General features: G+C 59.1%; 13 protein-coding genes. 7 read left to right on the forward strand and 6 right to left on the reverse strand.

Annotation, left to right across the window (positions count from 1 at the left end; genetic code table 11):
• Window positions 1–84 precede the first annotated feature (84 nt).
• The gene (locus KYK14_RS17800) at window positions 85–1,167 is read left to right on the forward strand and encodes an SMP-30/gluconolactonase/LRE family protein (RefSeq protein WP_246601914.1); all 1,083 of its coding nucleotides are present in this window, start codon (window positions 85–87) and stop codon (window positions 1,165–1,167) included.
• Between the two features lie 178 nt (window positions 1,168–1,345).
• Here the strand turns inward: KYK14_RS17800 and KYK14_RS17805 are convergent, their stop codons facing one another.
• Window positions 1,346–2,650 (reverse strand): UDP-N-acetylmuramoyl-tripeptide--D-alanyl-D-alanine ligase, encoded by a 1,305-nt coding sequence (locus tag KYK14_RS17805; RefSeq protein ID WP_219160723.1) that lies wholly within the window; start codon window positions 2,648–2,650, stop codon window positions 1,346–1,348.
• Between the two features lie 60 nt (window positions 2,651–2,710).
• Between KYK14_RS17805 and KYK14_RS17810 the strand changes: the two genes are divergently transcribed.
• From KYK14_RS17810 to KYK14_RS17820, 3 genes are all read left to right on the forward strand, one after another.
• On the forward strand, window positions 2,711–5,011 hold the full coding sequence (locus KYK14_RS17810) for a T9SS type A sorting domain-containing protein (RefSeq protein ID WP_219160725.1): 2,301 nt from the start codon (window positions 2,711–2,713) through the stop codon (window positions 5,009–5,011).
• Between the two features lie 378 nt (window positions 5,012–5,389).
• Window positions 5,390–10,684, forward strand: a complete 5,295-nt coding sequence (locus KYK14_RS17815; protein WP_219160727.1) for a T9SS type B sorting domain-containing protein — start codon at window positions 5,390–5,392, stop codon at window positions 10,682–10,684.
• A gap of 145 nt (window positions 10,685–10,829) precedes the next feature.
• A complete protein-coding gene (locus KYK14_RS17820) occupies window positions 10,830–11,801 on the forward strand; it encodes a PorP/SprF family type IX secretion system membrane protein (RefSeq protein ID WP_219160728.1) in 972 nt (323 codons plus the stop codon).
• A 97-nt stretch (window positions 11,802–11,898) separates the two neighbouring features.
• Here KYK14_RS17820 and KYK14_RS17825 read toward each other — a convergent pair whose 3' ends face one another.
• From KYK14_RS17825 to KYK14_RS17840, 4 genes are all read right to left on the reverse strand, one after another.
• On the reverse strand, window positions 11,899–12,414 hold the full coding sequence (locus KYK14_RS17825) for a hypothetical protein (protein ID WP_219160730.1): 516 nt from the start codon (window positions 12,412–12,414) through the stop codon (window positions 11,899–11,901).
• Window positions 12,415–12,655: 241 nt separating this feature from the next.
• Window positions 12,656–13,357 carry a hypothetical protein gene (locus tag KYK14_RS17830; RefSeq protein WP_219160732.1) on the reverse strand — a complete coding sequence of 234 codons (702 nt, stop codon included), beginning with the start codon at window positions 13,355–13,357 and terminating at the stop codon, window positions 12,656–12,658.
• A 131-nt stretch (window positions 13,358–13,488) separates the two neighbouring features.
• Window positions 13,489–14,292: an amidohydrolase gene (locus KYK14_RS17835; protein ID WP_219160733.1), complete on the reverse strand. Its 804-nt coding sequence runs from the start codon at window positions 14,290–14,292 to the stop codon at window positions 13,489–13,491.
• A gap of 58 nt (window positions 14,293–14,350) precedes the next feature.
• Window positions 14,351–15,517, reverse strand: a complete 1,167-nt coding sequence (locus tag KYK14_RS17840) for a methionine aminotransferase (RefSeq protein ID WP_219160735.1) — start codon at window positions 15,515–15,517, stop codon at window positions 14,351–14,353.
• A 305-nt stretch (window positions 15,518–15,822) separates the two neighbouring features.
• On the opposite strand from KYK14_RS17840, the gene KYK14_RS17845 reads away from it, so the two are divergent.
• On the forward strand, window positions 15,823–16,224 hold the full coding sequence (locus KYK14_RS17845) for a hypothetical protein (protein WP_185281536.1): 402 nt from the start codon (window positions 15,823–15,825) through the stop codon (window positions 16,222–16,224).
• Window positions 16,225–16,340: 116 nt separating this feature from the next.
• On the opposite strand, the gene KYK14_RS17850 is transcribed toward KYK14_RS17845, so the two are convergent.
• Window positions 16,341–16,793: a hypothetical protein gene (locus tag KYK14_RS17850; protein WP_219160737.1), complete on the reverse strand. Its 453-nt coding sequence runs from the start codon at window positions 16,791–16,793 to the stop codon at window positions 16,341–16,343.
• Between the two features lie 305 nt (window positions 16,794–17,098).
• Here KYK14_RS17850 and KYK14_RS17855 point away from each other — a divergent pair, with 305 nt between their 5' ends.
• Together KYK14_RS17855 and KYK14_RS17860 are read left to right on the forward strand one after the other, a co-directional pair.
• Window positions 17,099–17,704 (forward strand): DUF4136 domain-containing protein, encoded by a 606-nt coding sequence (locus KYK14_RS17855; RefSeq protein WP_185281538.1) that lies wholly within the window; start codon window positions 17,099–17,101, stop codon window positions 17,702–17,704.
• Between the two features lie 231 nt (window positions 17,705–17,935).
• Window positions 17,936–18,514: a fasciclin domain-containing protein gene (locus KYK14_RS17860; RefSeq protein WP_219160739.1), complete on the forward strand. Its 579-nt coding sequence runs from the start codon at window positions 17,936–17,938 to the stop codon at window positions 18,512–18,514.
• Window positions 18,515–18,558 lie beyond the last annotated feature (44 nt).

An 18,558-nucleotide genomic window follows, 5' to 3' on the forward strand; every position in this document is an offset into this window, starting at 1 on the left:
GTGAGAAGGTCCTTCGCAAGCTCAGGATGACAGAGAGTAAAGCATAATAACGCTACAAAACTGCTCCTTCTGACCTCTCCCTACATGAAATCAACGCTCCTTTTCCTGCTGTTCCTTACCATGTCTACCCTACCCATTGCGGCCCAAACGGCCGGCACGCCGCTGCTACAAGTGGCGGAATTTGGCAAGCACCAGCCCATTGGCGTGGCGGTGTCGCAGCAGGGGCGCATTTTCGTGACGTTTCCGAAGAAGGACAAGAACTACGATTATGCCGTGGCGGAAATTGTGAATGGCCAGCGCCGCCCCTACCCCAACGCCGAGTGGAACCAGTGGGACTCCCTGCAAGCGCGCACGCGCTTCGTGAGCGTGCAAACGGTTTTTGTAGACCAGGAGGATAACCTGTGGGTGCTGGACCCGTCGAATCCTGGTGACGACGCGCCGTTGATTGCGGGCATCAAGCTTTTGAAAATCAATCTGAAAACCAATCAGGTGGAGCGTATCTACCGCTTCGAGGATATTCCACGCGAGCGAAGCGGCCTCAACGACGTGCGCATCGACACGCGTCGGCAAGTGGCCTACCTCTCCGACCCCAAGCTGGCGGCCATTGTGGTGCTGGATCTGAAAACTGGCAAGAGCCGCCTGCTGCTACAAGGCCACAAATCGACGATGGCCGAGCCGGGCTACGTACTGCGTATCGACGGCAAAGAAGTGAAGGACAAAACCGGTAAGCCGTTCAGCAGCAACGTGAATGGCATTGCGCTTACCCACGATTTCGAGTATTTCTACTACCGCGCCATCAACCAGACCAAGCTCTACCGCATCAAAACCGAGTACTTGCGCGACGCCAGCCTAAGCCCGCAGCAAGTGGCCCAGCATGTGGAGGTGGTAGGCGAAACCGGCATTTCGCACGGCATGATTGCCGACGCGGCCGGCAACGTCTACCTCACCGACTCGCCCAACCACGCCGTGCGCCGCGTAACGCCCGCCGGCCACTTCGAGACCGTGGCCCAGGACCCGCGCCTGCACTGGCCCGACACCTTCGCCATTGGCCCCGACGGCTACCTCTACCTCACAGCCGCCCAAATCAACCTGACGCCCAAATGGAACAACGGCGAGGATAAGGTGCAGTATCCGTTTCGGTTGTATAAGATGAAGATTGGGAAGTAGCTATTAGCTGAACGGTATAGAGACGCATACTTGCGTCTCATCGTTGAACGACTGGCGCCTAAACGATTCCTAGCGGCGCAGGCGATGAGACGCAAGTATGCGTCTCTACACCGTTCAGTAGTAACACAAACACACTCTTGGATTGCCATCAGCCAATAGCCAACGGCTAACTATAAATTTATACCAACTCCAGCAACGTCTCCAGCCCCATGCCACGTGAACCCTTAATCAGAATTAACTGGTTCTGAAGCGGCTGCTGTTTCAGCCAGTCGGCGGCTTCGGCTTTGGTAGGAAAGTGCTTTGCCGCAATATTCGTTAGCGCTGCATTCTTCATTTCCTGACCAATCACTATTGCTGTATCAATTGGTAGGTCGGCAAGTATATGGCCGATTTCGGCATGCTCACGCCTGCTTTCTTCGCCCAACTCAAACATATCGCCCAGGATAACCACCTTACCGCTAGCCTGGGTAGGGCGGGCGGCGAAGCTGCGCAGGGCGGCGACCATGCTGCTGGGGTTGGCGTTGTAGGCATCGAGCACCACCTCGTTGCGGCCCGTTTGCACCAGCTGGGAGCGGTTGTTGGTAGGTGCGTAGGCAGCCAGGGCGGCAGCAATTTCCGGAGTAGACACCTCGAAATACGCCCCCACGGCGGCGGCAGCGGCCAAGTTGGGGAAGTTGTAGTCGCCGGTAATTTGGGCGGTTACCTCGGTGCCATCGAACAAGCGGAGGCGCACGGCAGAATCGGGGCTGGGGAGCAGCGTGGCAGGGTAGGTATCGGTGGGGCCGGGGTAAGAAACGCGCTCCGATACGGCTTCGGCCCGCTCGGCAATTTTTGCGTCGGCGGTGTTCACGAAAGCTGTGCCGTGGTGCGCGGCCAGATATAGCAGCAGCTCGCCTTTGCCCTTAGCTACCCCCTCGGCGCCGCCAAATCCTTCGAGATGGGCGCGGCCGATGTTGGTGAGCAGACCGTGGGTAGGGGCCGCCAGCTCGCAGAGCTGCGCAATTTCGCCTTGGTGGTTGGCGCCCATCTCTATAATGGCCAACTCGTGCTCCTGCGGCCGGATGCTGAGCAGCGTGAGCGGCACCCCGATGTGGTTGTTGAGGTTGCCGCGCGTGTACTGCACGCGGTAGCGCCGGCTTAGCACCGCGTTTATCAGTTCTTTGGTGGTGGTTTTGCCGTTGGAGCCGGTGATGGCCAGCACCGGAATCTGTAGCTGCTGGCGGTGGTACTGCGCCAGCTCCTGTAAAGCCACGAGCGGGTCGGGTGCGTAGGTATAGCGGTCGGGGTCCTGGGCGGCCAGCGCGGCATCGTCGACGACGGCGTGGCGGGCGCCCTGGACAAGGGCCTGCGGGGCGAAGTCGCGCCCCCGGAAGCTGGGACCATTCAACGCAAAAAACAGGGTATTGTCCTGTGACTGGCGCGAGTCGGTGCTGACGGCGGTGCACTGAAGGAACCGGGCGTAAAGGGCCGCTGTATCTACCATGAACCTAGTGAAGTACTTTCGTGACGTGATTGTGCGTTGCAACTACCAAACCAGCTGCCAATGAACCGTTTTTTACTTTTCTTATTCGGAATAGCGGGTCCGTTGGTGGCCGCAGCCCAAACCAGCGTGCCGTTTGGCCTGGTCAGCAGGCCTGACCTTGTAAAAGTAGTGCACGGCACTGAAACCCTACCCAACCCGTGGGCGGGCGGTCTGAACTCGCCCCAGTTTTCGGCCATCGACCTCAACGGCGACCAGCAGCAGGACCTCTACCTGTTCGACCGCGTCTCGAACCGCTCGCTCACGTTCCTGAACGTAGCCTCCCCCAATGGCGGCCGCATGTACCGATACGCCCCCGAATACGAAGCGCTGTTTCCCAACACGTTATTGAACTGGGCGCTGTTGCGCGACTACGACTGCGATGGTCGGCCCGACTTGTTTACGTCGGCGGGCGGCAACATTGCCGTGTACCGCAACGTGGCCGGCAGTGGTGGCCGGCCCGATTTCCAATTGGTGAGCCCGCAGCTCAGCTATTTCAATAATAATACAGCGCAGGGCAACATCCTGCCCGGTGGCTATAATATGCCAGCCTTCCAGGATGTGGACGGCGACGGGCGCCTGGATATTGTCACGTTTGATTTCAATAACAGCTCCGTCGTACAGTACTACCGCAACAGCAGCCCCGCGCCTTGTGGTGGGCTACAGTTTGAGCTGGTAACCCAGCAGTGGGGCGGCTTTGCTTCGTGTGCTACTTCGTGCACTTCGTTCTCCTTCAACAATGTTTATTGCCGCCCGGCGGGCACGGCGCACACCGGCGGCCACAACATCACCCTGCTCGATCTAGATGGCGACGGCGACCAAGATGCCCTTATCGGCCGCGACTATTGTCCCGAGCTGGTGAGCCTGCGCAACGACGGCAATAAGTCGGAAGCCCTGATGCGCAGTGCCGGCCTGAACGCCAGCTTCCCCAACGGCACCACGCCTGTGCGTATCGCCAACTTCCCCACCGCCTACCACCTTGATGTGAACTTCGACGGCCGCCCCGATCTGGTGGTGACGCCCAGCGTGTTCGATAATCAGGACACGATTAATACCACGCAGTCGGTGGGGTTTTATGAGAACACCAGCGCTGGCGCGGTGCCCAACTTTGCCTACCGCCAAAACGACTTTTTGCAGCGCGGCATAATCGATACCGGCGAGGGCGCTGCCCCTACCTTCGCCGACATCGATGGCGACGGGCTGGTGGACATGCTGGTGGGCAGCACCAACCGCAACGGCGCCAAGGGCTTTTTCCGGGCCTCGCTGACCTACTACCGCAATGTGGGCACGGCCACGCAGCCGGCGTTTCAGCTGATGACCAAGGACTACCTCAACCTGTCTACGCAGCGGTACGCCGGTATCCGGCCCCTACTCGCAGACCTCAACCAGGACGGCCGCCCCGATCTGGCGCTCATGGTGATTCCGATGAACGCCAACGGCACGCCCGCGCCTACCAGTCAGTTGCGGGTGTTGCTGAATACCTCGCCCGCCGGGCAGCCGGCCGCGTTCAACCCCGCCACGGCGCAGGTGATTCAGAACCTACCCAATTACATCGACGACGCGCCGTGCTTTACCGATGTGGACGGCGACGGTCGCCTGGATTTGCTGATTGGCACCAACATCAACGACCAGGCCGCTACCAGCCTGCGCTACTACCGCAACACCGGCGCGGCCAATCTGAGCCAGGCATTTGTGCTGGCCAACGCCGATTTTGGGCAGATACGGAACAGCAAGAACGTACCGGCGCCAGACAACCGCGCCTACAACCTGAACCCCGCCGTAGCCGATTTCGATGGTGATGGTCAGCCTGACTTACTGGTGACCGATAGTGAAGGGCGGATCCAGCTCTTTCCCAATTTTCGGGCGCAGCAAGGCGCGTTCACGCCGCTTCCTGAAACGTTTTACAACGAGCTGCTGGGTCGCTACCAGCCTGTGTGGTTGGGACAAGGCCGCATCAACCAGCTGATACTCGCTGTGGCCGACCTCAACGGCGACCAACGCCCTGAATTGTTCATTGGCCTCGAAAGCGGCGGCATGGTGGCCTATGGCGTGCGCGGCACCGTAGTCACGGATGCGCCCACGGCCCCTACCCTGCTCACGGCCGTGCAGCTCTACCCCAACCCCGCCCGCGGCACGGCTACCCTCGAAGCCCCCGACCCCGTGCGTGTATCGGTATTCGACGTGACTGGCCGCTTGCTCTACCACTCCGCCACCGCCGCCCGCACCCACCACCTCGACTTACACGACCGCGCCGCCGGCGTGTACGTGGTGCAAGCCGAAACCCTGGCTGGCCAGCGCACCACCCGGCGGCTGGTGGTGCAGTAGGCGCGGTTCCCTTTGAACCCTGAAAGAACTAGGAGCCCTGCCAGGGTTGGCCTTTGGCAGTAATAAATTGTATTCAGCGCCCCACTATTCGCCGCTTGCGTTGCGCAAACCTGGCGGGCAGTGCGTAGCTTTACTGAGACTGGCTGGCAGCGTTTTGCGGTAGCGAAGCAACTTGCCAGCAGGTTTTGCTCCTTGCAGGCGGCACGAGGTACTTTTCTCTGAAAGTGCACGTTACCTGTCCGCCTACTTACCCGCCCTACTATGCCCCTAACTCTACTGTCTTCTACCCTACCTACGCTCCATACACTTTTCCCACCCTCTGCGCAATCGAATGCAGTAAGGAAGAGACGTTTGGCAACGGGTGGGTTCCTAACACTGTTGTTCTTGCTGCTAAGCGGCATGGCCAATATGGCCCTGGCGCAAGGTGCACCAGCGCCACCGCCGGAGTGTGCAGCCGATGAGAAATTTGCCAACACTTGGTATTTCGGATTCAAGGCGGGCCTCGATTTCAACCAGGCCACCGACTCCATTCCGCCCACCGTATTGGACAACAGCGCGATGGACGCTCCCGCCGGTTCCGGGGTGATGTCGGACGCCAACGGGAAGATTCTGTTCTACAGCAACGGCACAACCGTGTGGAACGGCGACGGTAGCGTGATGACCAACGGCACAGGGCTGGCCGGCAACATCAACAACACCGACGGCGCCCTACCCATCCGGAAGCCGGGTTTATTTACGGCAGGTCAGCCGACGCGCTACCTGCTATTCACGTTGAACAGCACGGCCGGACTGAGCTATTCAGAAATCGAGATTCCCGCCGGTGGCGGACCGGGTACGGTACTAGCCGCCACCAAAAACACCCCCCTTGCTAGCGGCACTGCGGAAAAATTATCGGGCGTGTTCCACAAAAACGGCTGCGACATCTGGGTTATCGTGCACGGCTGGGGCGATGCGAAATCCGGCAACGACAACCGCGGCGACGCCTTTCTGGCCTACCGCGTGCGGGTAACGGGGGTAGACGCTACCCCTATTATCTCCACTGTAGGCAGCCTGCACGCGCCAAGTGAGTCGTCGGTGGGCTACAAGGGCCAGATGAAGATAACGCCCGATGGCGGGCAGCTGGCCCTGGCTCGTTATAGCAATACATTAAATGACAGCACCAGCACTGTAGAGCTATTCAACTTTGATACGGGCACGGGCCAGGTAAGCGAAAATCCGAACACGCCATTTATTGTAGATAGCGGCGAGGGCAAATATTACGGTATTGAGTTCGTACCGGGCAGCAAGTTGTACGCCACGGTGATGAACCCGCCCAAGCTGCTGCAATTTGACATCAGCGGCCAGGGTCCGCTTAATCGGCAGGAAATTCCGCTGACCACCTCTGCCGACCTAGGCTCCATGCAGGCCGCACCGGATGGCAAGATTTACGTGGCCCGCAACAATGAAACTGCGCTAGGCTTCATTCCCTACCCCGACTCGGTGGGCGCAGCCATTGGTTTTTCTGAAGACAGCCTGCAACTGGGCGGGCGCACCAGCGGCCTGGGGTTGGTCAACTTCAACCAAAGCTCCTTGCTACGAGTGGGCTTTGGAGGCGAGATAACAGAGTGTAAGACGATAAGTTTCACCGCTCCTCCCATCGATTTCGACAACACACAATACGCCTGGGATTTCGGCGACGGCACTACCTCAACGGAGGCAAACCCTACCCACAGGTTCCCGGATTTTGCTGAGTATACCGTAACCCTACGCATCACAACGGACTGCTTCTGCCGAGAGTCGCGCAGTCTTGTCCGAATACCGAACTTGCCCGAACCGGGCACCATTGCCGGCCCCCAAACTGTGTGCGCAGATAGTGCACCGGCCGCCATCACTGCCACCGATGCCACCAGCGACGCCGGCTTGCCGGGTGTGTACCAGTGGGAACAGTCAGCCAATAGCAATGGCCCTTTCACCGATATCGGCGGAGCTACTGGTGCCAGCTACACACCTACTGGTTTGCAGCCCGGCACTACCACGTATTTCCGGCGGCGGGTGCAGTTGCTGCTGCCCAGCGGCTCAGGCCCTTATTGCACGCCTACGTTCACGGCCTCGGTAGCCGTCACCGTGATACCAGCCTTAACCGCCGGCACCATTGCCGCCGATCAGACCGTGTGCGCGGGTAGCACCCCTGCTGCTCTTACGAGCACCGGCGCGGCCACAGGCGGCACGGGCACCTTTACCTACCAGTGGGAATCTTCCACTGACAATGGCACTACCTGGGCTCCCGTTGCTGGCGCTACCAGCGAAACGCTCACGCCCGGTCCGGCTACGATTACTACCCTCTACCGCCGCCAGGCTAGTTCTGGCCCCTGCAACGCAGTATCCAATCCCATCACCATCAACGTAACACCTGCCTTGGTAGCGGGTAGCATTGCGGCCGATCAGAGCATTTGCTCTGGTGCTACCCCGGCTGCCCTCACCAGCACGGCGCCAGCTACGGGCGGCAACGGGCAAGTAACCTACCAGTGGGAATCCTCTATTGACAACACTACCTGGACGGCTCTACCCGGCGCCAATGGCGAGACCTTCGCACCGGGCGCCCTCACGGCTACTACCTCTTTCCGTCGGCAGGCAAATGCGGGCACGGCCTGCGCCCCAGCCGTGTCAAACGTGGTGACTATCACGGTGGCACCGGCACTAGTAGCTGGCACCATTGGCGCCGACCAGACGCTGTGCGCCGGTGCTACCCCCGCCCCGCTCACAAACACCACCGATGCCAGTGGCGGCGCGGGCGCAGTAAGCTATCAGTGGGAATCTTCTATTGATAACGCCACCTGGACCGCCATACCGAATGCTACCGGCGCTACGTTTGCGCCCGGCGTTCTGCCGGTTACCACCTATTTCCGTCGCCAGGCCACGTCTGCTTCCTGCGCGCCAGTGGTATCCAACGTGGTGACGCTGACCGTGCTGCCCGAGTTGGTAGCCGGCGGTATTGCGGCCAGCCAGGCTATTTGCGCGGGTAGCACGCCGGCACCGCTCACCAGCACCGGCGCGGCTACGGGCGGCACGGGCACATTTGCGTATCAATGGGAATACTCAACGGATAACACTACTTGGATTGGGGTTACTGGGGCCACGGACGAGACGTTCGCGCCGGGCGCCCTCACGGTTACTACCTCCTTCCGGCGACGAGTAACAGTGGGGGCCTGCGGACCGGTAACGTCTAACATGGTGACCATCACGGTAACGCCAGCCCTCACGGCCGGCACTATTGCCACCGATCAAACCGTGTGCGCGGGTAGCACGCCTGCTGCCCTCACCGGCACCGCAGCTACGGGCGGCACCGGCACGTTTGCCTACCAGTGGGAATCTTCCACTGGCAACACCACCTGGACAGCCATTGCTGGTGCTACTAACGAAGCCTTCGCGCCGGGTGTGTTGAGTGCTACTACCTCCTTCCGCCGTCAGGTAAGCTCCGGGTCGTGTGCTGCCGTGACTTCTAATGTCGTGACCATCACCGTCACGCCAGCGCTGATTGCTGGTACCATCGCGGCCGATCAGGCGGTGTGCGCGGGTAGTGCCGTGGCCCCGCTCACCAGCAGCGCTGCCCCCACGGGCGGCACCGGGCAGTTTGTGTATCAGTGGGAATCTTCCCCCAACAATATCACCTGGACGGCCATACCCGGCGCTACTGGCGCCGAGTACGCCCCTGGCACGCTTACCAGCACCACCTACTTCCGCCGCCAAGTAAGCTCCGGGGCGTGTGCTGCCGTGACTTCCAACGTGGTGACCATCACCGTCACGCCAGCCCTCACGGCCGGTACCATTGCCGCCAGCCAGACGCTGTGTGCTGGTAGCACGCCGGCGCCGCTCACCAGTACCGGCGCGGCCACGGGTGGCAATGGCACTATCGACTATCAGTGGGAATCTTCGTCTGATAATGCCACCTGGGCGGCCATAGGCGGGGCCACCAGCGCCACCTATACGCCGGGCACTCTAGCTGCCACTACCTACTTCCGCCGCCGGGCTACCTCGGGGCCATGCGGGCCGGTGGTATCCAACGTGGTGACCATCACCGTAACGCCAGCGCTGACGGCCGGCACTATTGCTGCCGATCAGACTCTCTGCCCAGGCGCTACGCCTACCCCACTCATCAGCGCTACCGCCGTTGGTGGTGGCACGGGCACGTTTGCCTATCAGTGGGAATCTTCAGCCAATAATGCCACCTGGACGGCTATTGCCGGTGCTACGGGTGAGACCTTCGCTCCCGGCGCACTCACGGCCACTACCTATTTCCGGCGCCAGGTGACGTCGGGCGCGTGCGGGCCAGTGGTATCCAACGTGGTGACGCTGACCATACTGCCGACTCTGACCGCGGGCAGCATCGCCGCCGATCAAACGATTTGCGCGAATGCCGCGCCGGCGCCGCTCACCAGCACCGGCGCGGCCATCGGCGGCACGGGCACGTTTGCTTACCAGTGGGAAGCCTCGGCCGACAACACGAACTGGACGGCTGTGGCCGGTGCCACCGGGGAGGCCTATGCCCCCGGCGCACTTACGGCTACTACTTACTTCCGCCGCCGGGTGACTTCCGGCACGGGCACTTGCTCCACGGTGGTATCCAACGTGGTAACCATCCAGGTGCAGCCCCTTGTAACGCCGACCGTCACCGTGGCAACGCCGCCTGCGTCGTGCCCCGGCTCGCCGCTGACCTTCACGGCAGTGGCTACCAACGCCGGTGCTGCGCCTACCTTCCAGTGGTTCGTGAACGGTACAGCTGTAGCTAACGGGCCTAGCTTCACCAGCAGCACCCTCGTCACCGGCGACCAGGTGCGGGTGGAGGTGACGCCTACCGCGGGGCTGTGCAGCACCGGGCCCGCCGTGGCAACCGTCACGGTTACGCGCACACCTACCCCCACGCCTACCCTCGCCATTGCCGCCCAACCAAGCGGGCCGGTTTGTGTGGGTGAACCCATCACGTTCAGTATTGCCAGTGTCACGGAGGCCGGGCCTACCCCCACGTATCAGTGGCTGGTAGATGGCAACCCTGTAGCCGCGGGTCCGGTCTTCACAAGCAGTACGTTGCGCGAGGGACAGGTTGTAACGCTACGCTTGAGCACCGTTAATAGCTGCGGCCAACCCGTCACGGTGACCTCCAATGGCGTACCAGTGCGGATTCAGCCGCCGGTAGATGTAGATGCCGGTCCCGACAAGGAGATTTTGGCTGGTAGCTCCGTAACGCTAGAAGGCCGCGCCGATGGCACCTACCCCGTCACCTGGACCCCAGCAGCCGGTCTCTTCATATCGCCTGCCGACCCGCTGCACCCCACGGCTTCGCCTACCGTCACCACTACCTACACGCTCTCGGCCGGCTCCGGTGGCTGCGCCGATTCGGACGAGGTAACCGTGACCGTGCGCCCACCCATCCGCATTCCCAACGCCTTCACCCCCAACGGCGACGGCCGCGACGATACCTGGCAGATTGAGTTCATCGAGCAATTCCCCGACAACACCGTGACGGTGTACAACCGCTGGGGCACCAAGATTTTTTCCGCCGAAAACTACGGCCGATCCAATGAGTGGCGCGGCGACATCAACGGCCAGCCCGCTCCGGTTGGTACCTACTACTACGTCGTCGTCACGAAAGGCCCCCTGGGCCGGTCGTACAGCGGTTCGATTACGATTTTGTATTGAGTTTGATAGAATTAGAACGTCATGTTGAGCGCAGCCGAAGCATCTCTACCGTGAGTAATTTTTCGTTGCTGCAATGGAGCGGTAGAGATGCTTCGGCCATGCTCAGCATAACGCTCAGAACTACAACTGAATAACTCCCACAGGTATGAAAAGAGCTTTACTTCTATTGTTGCTTCCACTGCTACTAGCCGCTGTGCCCGCGCTGGCCCAGCAGGAAGCGCAGTACAGCCAGTACATGAACAACAACTACCTCCTCAACCCTGGTGCCACCGGGGTTGAGGACTACATTGATATCAAGGCCAGCTACCGCACCCAGTGGGTAGGGCTGGATGGCGCCCCCAAGACATTCTACCTCAGCGGTAGCTCTTCGCTGGGCAAATGGCGCAGCACCAGCAAACGCACCCTGAACGACCGGCGCCGGCCGTTCCACGCCATCGGGGGCCTAGTGTACCGCGACGTGACTGGCCCTACCAGCCGCACCAGCGCCTACGCTTCCTACGCCTACAACCTAGTGCTGACGCCCAAAATCCGGGCGGCGCTGGGCGCATCCATAGGCATGCAGCAGTTTGCCGTAGATGGCAACCAGCTCCAGTTCTACGACCCTACCACCGTGGCCGCCAGTGCCGCCTCGCGGGTGCTCGATGGCTCGGTGGGTCTGTGGGTATACAGCTCCGATTTTTACGTGGGCGTATCCAGCACCCAGCTGCTGGGCAACAAGCTCGACTTCTCCTACGGCCCCGATCAAGTGAGTGCGGGCGCACCCGGCAACGCCCTGAAGCGGCACTACTTCTTCACGGGTGGGGTGCGGGTGCCGCTCAGCCAGGACTGGTCGTTGGTGCCGTCGGTGCTGGTGAAGACCGTGAATCCAGCCCCGCTTTCCGTCGATCTTAACGCCAAGCTCAAGTACCGCGACCTGCTGTGGGTAGGCGCCTCCTGGCGCGCCTTCGACTCGGTGATTGCGCTGGCAGGCCTCAGCTACGAGCAGTTCACCATCGGCTACTCCTACGATGCCGGCCTTTCCAAGCTCAACAACTACCACTACGGCAGTCACGAGATACTACTGGGCTTGCGCCTGAAGAAGAAAGCGCAGGTGGTATGCACGAATAGGTTCTGGTAGAGCTTATTTGCGCACTGGTTGAACCTACATAAGTGTGCCGCTCACATTTGTTGGTTTCCCGAAAGGTGAGTCGCACGGTTGGTTTGCTTGAGCACGGCTAACGCACCCGTTGGAGAAGTCGTTGCAACGTATTGCTGACCTGAATGACTTGCTGTCGGCCGACGTCTTTGCCTGCACACGCTTCCAAAGAGGCAGGCGCATAAAAGTGCGCGCTCCGAATCATTTTTTTGTCAATCAGGTACAACGTGATGTCCTCCCCGTCGTCCACGGCACAGTTTCCCGAGGTTCTTCGCGCTTGCTCATCCCCCTGAATGGCCCAAAGGTGAGGTGGCTGCAAGCTTTCCCAGCTACGCCGAAGCACCTCCGACGCGATTGGCTGGGGCAGCAGATAGCGGTTTGTATCAGGTGTAGTGGCGCGGAAACGCGACTCTTCCTGACTGAATTTCTGCACGAGCTGACCGGGAAAATAACGGCCGAGTATATCCCGGTACGGGCTGCGATAGGTGAAGAACGTAAGTTGATTTTGATAGGCGGCCAGGATCAGGTAGTTCGGCGAGTTATTCCGACTGGAACTACGCTGACAGATGATTGTACTATCAAAGTTTTGCTGCAAGAAAGTGTGTAAGGGGAGCTGCGCTTGTGCCTGGCTTGGAAGTGCCGCACTGAGCAAACCGAGGAAGAGAGCAAGACGAAGCCAACAGTAGGGCATGCAGAAGCGACAAAGCGCAATGTTGACACGAGAAGGCTACGGAAAGCTACTACTTTTCCAATACTAGTCCGAGGACTACCATTGCGATAAATAGCTTTTAGCCGTGGCTTAGCGATGCTGCCTCTACATAGCAGCAAAGGGCGCTCTATGGCTGCGGTTCTTTCGATACATAGAGTATCCCGTTTTCCTCACCGCAGAAAGCGAACTTCTCTCTCTGGCCGCAAATTGGCGCCGACGCTGCTACGTACAGCCGCGATTTCGTATCGAAATACAGGCTTTTAATCTGGTGTGACTGGGGTAGGGCAAGCTTGCGGCCCGTAGTGCTTACCACACCTACTGTTTCTACCCAACTACCGGCAACCGGTGTTTGTAAAACATCAATTTCGTAGGAAGAGCCCGACAACGACATAGCTTGGTTACGAGCCACTTGCGGCTGGTGCGAGTCGTAACGCCAGTTGCGGTAGCGCTGCCATGTCAGCCCCTTATCTAGGCTGAAATAGGAAGGATTGGAAGCGAGGATAAAGGGAGTGTCGCCTCTGTGGGTCTGGGTATCCAACAGTAGCAGCGTATCCTGCGCCTGGGCAAGGCCGAATAGGCCAATGTTGGAGTTGTAGTTGGACGTGCGCCACGTTTTGCCCCGGTCTTTGGTCTGGTAAACCTGACGACTGGTCACGATAACCAACGTGCCGTCGATGTCACCCGTAACGGCTTCAATAGCGTACGCATCGGGAGATTTGATAGCATACCAATCGGCGTAGGTAGGCTCAGGCTGCACCTCATCTTCTTTGTCTTTTTGACAGGCCACAAGCGACACCAACACTACCCCAGATACTAACAATGCTTTCATATTGATTAGCTTATTGTGTAATAGACGGGCGTAAGGTAAGCTGTGTGGGTAATGCATTACGCACACATTGCAAATGATAATGTGTGCGTAATGCATTGGCAACTTGCGCGTAACGCAACTCTATCCTACCCTTACCAGCGCGACGCCGGGTCATCAGGGCGCACCTCGAATGTATCGGCGTCGTAGAGGGCGGGGAACTGCTCCCGGAACGCATCCAAGTCGGTGCGGCGTAGGGTGCGGGTGATGCTGGTTTCTTGGTTACCGACTTCCACCAGATAGTCGCCGCGCATATCTAGTAGCGCCGAGTCGCCGGCGTATTCCAGGTTGTTACCGTCGGTGCCTACCCGGTTGACGCCCAGCACGTACGCAACATTCTCGATGGCGCGGGCGCGGAGCAGCGCCATCCAGGCGTCGCGGCGGGCGGCGGGCCAGTTGGCCACGTACAGCAGCAGGTCGTAAGGGGCTGTTGCGGCGTTGCGGCTCCATACCGGGAAGCGCAAATCGTAGCACACCAGCGGGCAGATGCGCCACCCACGCCACTCCTCCAGCAGCCGCGCCTGCCCGGCAGCATACACGTTGGTTTCGCCGGCCATGCCAAAGCGATGGCGCTTATCGTAGTAGCTCAGGGTACCGTCGGGGCGCACCCAGAGCAGGCGGTTGTAGTGCTGGCCGTTGTCGCGGATGATGAGGCTACCCGTGACGACGGCATTGCGAGCCGCGGCCATACGCTGCATCCATTGCACAGTAGGACCATCCATGTCTTCGGCTAAAGCAGCCGCCTCCATCGTGAAGCCCGTGGCAAACATTTCCGGCAGCACAATCAGGTCAATGGATAGAGAAATTGTGTCGATATGATGCTCCAGCAAGGCCCGGTTGGTGGCGGGCTGGTGCCAGTGCAACGCCGTCTGCACAAACGATAATGTGAAATCAGCCATACAGTATCTTTTTTGGTATTAATTTATGATAAATTATGCAATAATAAAGAATATATACCTATACGTATCGTTTGCTAAAAGCATGCAGCCGTGCAGTTGCCTCCTGCAACGTTTCGGCCTTTTTGGCAAAGCAAAACCGTACTAGCCCTTCATCTCGCCCATCGTGGTAGAAAGCCGACACGGGCACCACAGCCACGCCCGCCTCGCGGGTAAGACGATGGGCAAACTCAGTATCCGACTCGTGCGGCGCTAGGGCCGCGTAGCGCGCCAGCAGAAAGTAGGCGCCAGCAGCGGGTAGCAACTCGAAGCCTGTGCCGCGCAACAGGTCCACAAATAGGTCGCGTTTTTGCTGGTAGAAGGCTGGTAGCTCGCGGTAGTGGTCGGCGTGGGCTAGCACGTCGGCCAGGGCGTGTTGGGTGGGCGTGCTCACACTAAAGGTCAGGAACTGGTGCACCCGGCGCACCTCGGCCGTGAGCAGCGCCGGCGCAATGCAATACCCTACCTTCCAGCCCGTAGCGTGGTAGGTTTTGCCAAACGACGACAGCACAAACGCCCGCTCTGCCAGGGCAGGGTGCTGCAATACGCTGCGGTGCGCCTGCCCATCAAATACCAAATGCTCATATACTTCATCGCTCAGCACCAGTGTGTCCGTGTTTTCCAGTAGCCCGGCCAGCGTGTCGAAATCCTGGGTGGTGAGCACGGCGCCGCTGGGGTTGTGGGGCGTGTTAAGCAAGACAAGGCGCGTGCGCGGCGTGAGGCTGGCCGCTACCCGGTCCCAGTCGGGGCGGAAGCTGGGGAACAGCAGGGGTACGTACACGGGCGTGCCGCCCTGCAACCGGATAGCAGGGCCGTAGAGGTCGTAGGCTGGCTCTAGCACCAGCACTTCGTCGCCGGGACGCACAGTGGCTGCCAGTACCGCGTACAGCCCCTCGGTGGCTCCGCTGGTGATGGTGATGTCGGTGGCTGGGTTGGGGGCGGATACGTGGTAGAGCGCGGCGGTTTTCTGGCTGATCAGCTCGCGCAGGCGCAACAGGCCGGGCATGGGCGCATACTGTTGCTGTCCGATGGCAGCAGCGTGGCGCACCAGGGCCTCGGTGAGGTTGGCGGGTGGGTCGAAATCGGGGAAGCCCTGGGCCAGGTTGATGGCGCCATGCTCCTGCGCCAGCTGGGTCATCACCGAGAAAATACTGGTGCCCACATCGGGCAGCTTCGACGAAAATTTCATGCCGGTAAGGTAGGGCCGTTTTGCGGACCGCATCAGATACGTAACCTGACCTGATGTGACTGAAGTTGGGGTAGGCGCGTAGTCTTTTCAGGCACTCAGAATAGACGCCTCAGCGCGCTCAACAGACCATTATTTTTGCCCACTGAGCACGTCTTATCCTATTTGACACGCTATTTGCATTCGGCTTGACACAACCGTTTTTTTCCAACAAAGGCAGGTGCATCTTTGTACATGCTTCGGCGTATGGCCGTCAACGGCTGCTGGCCTACCCTGTTTTCGCATCTATTTTTGCTTGCTTTGCTTCTATGAAAGTGTTGTTTGCTGTCCCCTACCTCAATATTCTATTGGATGAGCGGACGCGGGTGCTCGAAACAGAATGGCTGGATTTTGCCAATAGCCAGCAGCTTCGTTCCTCGTTGATGGAAGCCTTACGCCTGGGGCGGCACCATCGGGTGCGGGGTTGGATCGGCAACAACGCCAAGATGCGGACTATTCGGCCTACCGATCAGGATTGGATGAATCAAGAGTGGTTTCCGGAGTTCACTAAGTTGGGCGTTGACCGCCTGGCAGTGGTGGTATCCAACGATGCGCTCAACCAAATGGGCATCGACAACATCCTGACTCGCGCCTCGGCTCACGTGCCCTTCGACACGAGGTATTTTGCCAGCGTGGACGACGCCCGCCGCTGGGCCGGCGAAAGCAACTAGAAATCAAATACATAAACAAGAAGCGCCGGCGCGAAATAATTCGTGCCGGCGCTTCTTGTTTTGGTTAAGAAGATGTTTGAGCTCAATGAGACGCAACGAAGCGTCTCTACATCCTTCTAAGACGAGGGGGAGGCGGCTACAAAAATCAGCCGGGGAGCTGGGTTGTCGGTATCATATAGGCACAGCCGGTTGCCGCGCATCTCGTACGTCCGGACGTCTTGGAGTAGACTAAGGTAGCGCAGACCAAAATCAAGGGTTGAGTTATCAGCTTCCAGCATCGTCACAATCAGGCGCATGGTACCGGCTAGCTGCGTACCAAACGAGGGCAGGCAGGTGCCTGTGCGGAGCTTGGCCTTGGCTAGTGCGGTGTCAGTAGGCAAGGCAGGGAGCAGAGCTTTATCGAGGTAGCGATGGTGCCGGGCCACGGGCTTCCCGTCCAGCATACGCAGCTCCCATTGCACGGGAATGGGCTTCCCCGTAAAGGTAGGGGCCACTTGGTCGCCCGTCCAAAACAGCCCAACTCCCAGGAAGGAACAGGCACACAACAGTAGACGCGACGGTATAATCATAGAAATAAATAGTAAGACTGAATATTTTCCATGAACAAGAGCCCTGCTGTAGGCCAATGGTTGCAGGGCTAGGCGTAAACAGCAGTAACCGACTGGTTTCCAACTCAAAAAATTGTCTCGCCCGCTGGCAGCCCCTGAGCCGTCTCCACCAAAGGGGTAGTGCACACTACCCTGCGCGCTATCATACGCGGATAGTCCGGCACTAGTTTATTCTGAAAGCTACGCTTGGTAGCTCAACGTAACCTCATTTGCTGAAAAGAGTATTGGGTAAGTAACTCTTTCTCATTCTATTCCCTCTGAAAATCATGAAAATTTCCATAAGTACCTTGTGCTTGCTGCTGCTGGTTGGCTGGCTGAGCAGCTGCTCTTCCGTGAACGTGCAGGAAAAGCAGGGCGTCAACTTCAGCCGTTTCCGCACCTACGACTGGGCCAAGACCGACGTGAAAACCACTGGCGACGCCAACCCCATCTACAAAAGCAGCCTAGCCGACGAGATGATTCAGGGCGCCATCAGCCAGGAGCTGAACAATCGGGGTATCCGGCAGGTGAGCGGCAATGCCAAGCCGGATTTCTACATCACCTACCACCTCTATGTGGAAGACGCCGAGCGCACGGTTTCCAATCCGCCCGCCGCGGGCTTCGCCTACCCCTACGCCGTGTCGTACCGCGGGGGCTTCCTGCCCATCAATTACGGCTATTGGTACTCGCCGGCTTACTTCAATAACACCGGCTACCGCACCGAGCAGTACAAGGAAGGGACGATGATTGTGGACATCATCGACGCCAGCACCAACGACCTAGTATGGCGCGGCTCCATTGCCGACCCTGTGAACAACCCAGGCAGCTTTGGCAAACAGTTCTCCGAATCGGCACGTGATATTCTGGATAAATTTCCGGCGCAAAAATCATAATTTTCCAAGAGTAACCTCCGCCGTAAAAGCCTCTTTCACTTATTGAAAGGGGCTTTTTTGTATTTGCGAAATAGCCGCTTGAGTGGCGCGTACGGAGCTTTTGAAAAAGAAATTAGGTAGGCCATTAAATCCGGTGCGTAGGAAGGCGTCGTAGGTGAGACCAGACTTGCAAGTGGTACTCTTCCAATTTAGACTCTCTCCTTCACCCTCATTTTCCTACCCCCCTTCGTGATGAAAAAACAGTTGTTTTCCCTCGCCTTCGTGGCCCTGTTGGGCACTGCTTCCGCTACTTCTGCTTTGGCCCAGCAAGCACAGCTTTCGCCCACTAGCGTGATGGTAGGCGGCCAGGCCATGCTACCCTCCAAGAACATTGTGGCCAACGCTGTGAACTCAGCCGACCACACCACGCTGGTAGCCGCTGTGAAGGCCGCTGGCCTGGTAGAAACCCTGCAAGGCAAAGGTCCTTTCACGGTGTTTGCCCCGGTGAACGATGCCTTTGAGAACCTGCCCGCCGGCACCGTAGAAACGCTGCTGAAGCCCGAGAACAAGGCTACCCTCACCAAAGTGCTGACCTACCACGTGGTAGCCGGCAACATGACGGCCGACAAAATTATGGCCGCTATCAAAGCCGGCAAGGGCAAAGCTTCGCTGAAGACCGTGAGCGGCGGCACGCTGACGGCCATGATGAACGGCCCCAAAAACGTGGTGCTGGTGGATGAAGCCGGCAACGTGGCCAGCATCTCTACCTACGACGTGCTGCAAAGCAACGGCGTGATTCACGTAATCGACAAGGTGCTGATGCCGAAATAATAGCGGCCCTACCTTTTACCACAACGGCCCGCTGTGCACTGCAC

This window comes from Hymenobacter profundi (assembly GCF_019334315.1).
GTDB classification, from domain to species: domain Bacteria; phylum Bacteroidota; class Bacteroidia; order Cytophagales; family Hymenobacteraceae; genus Hymenobacter; species Hymenobacter profundi.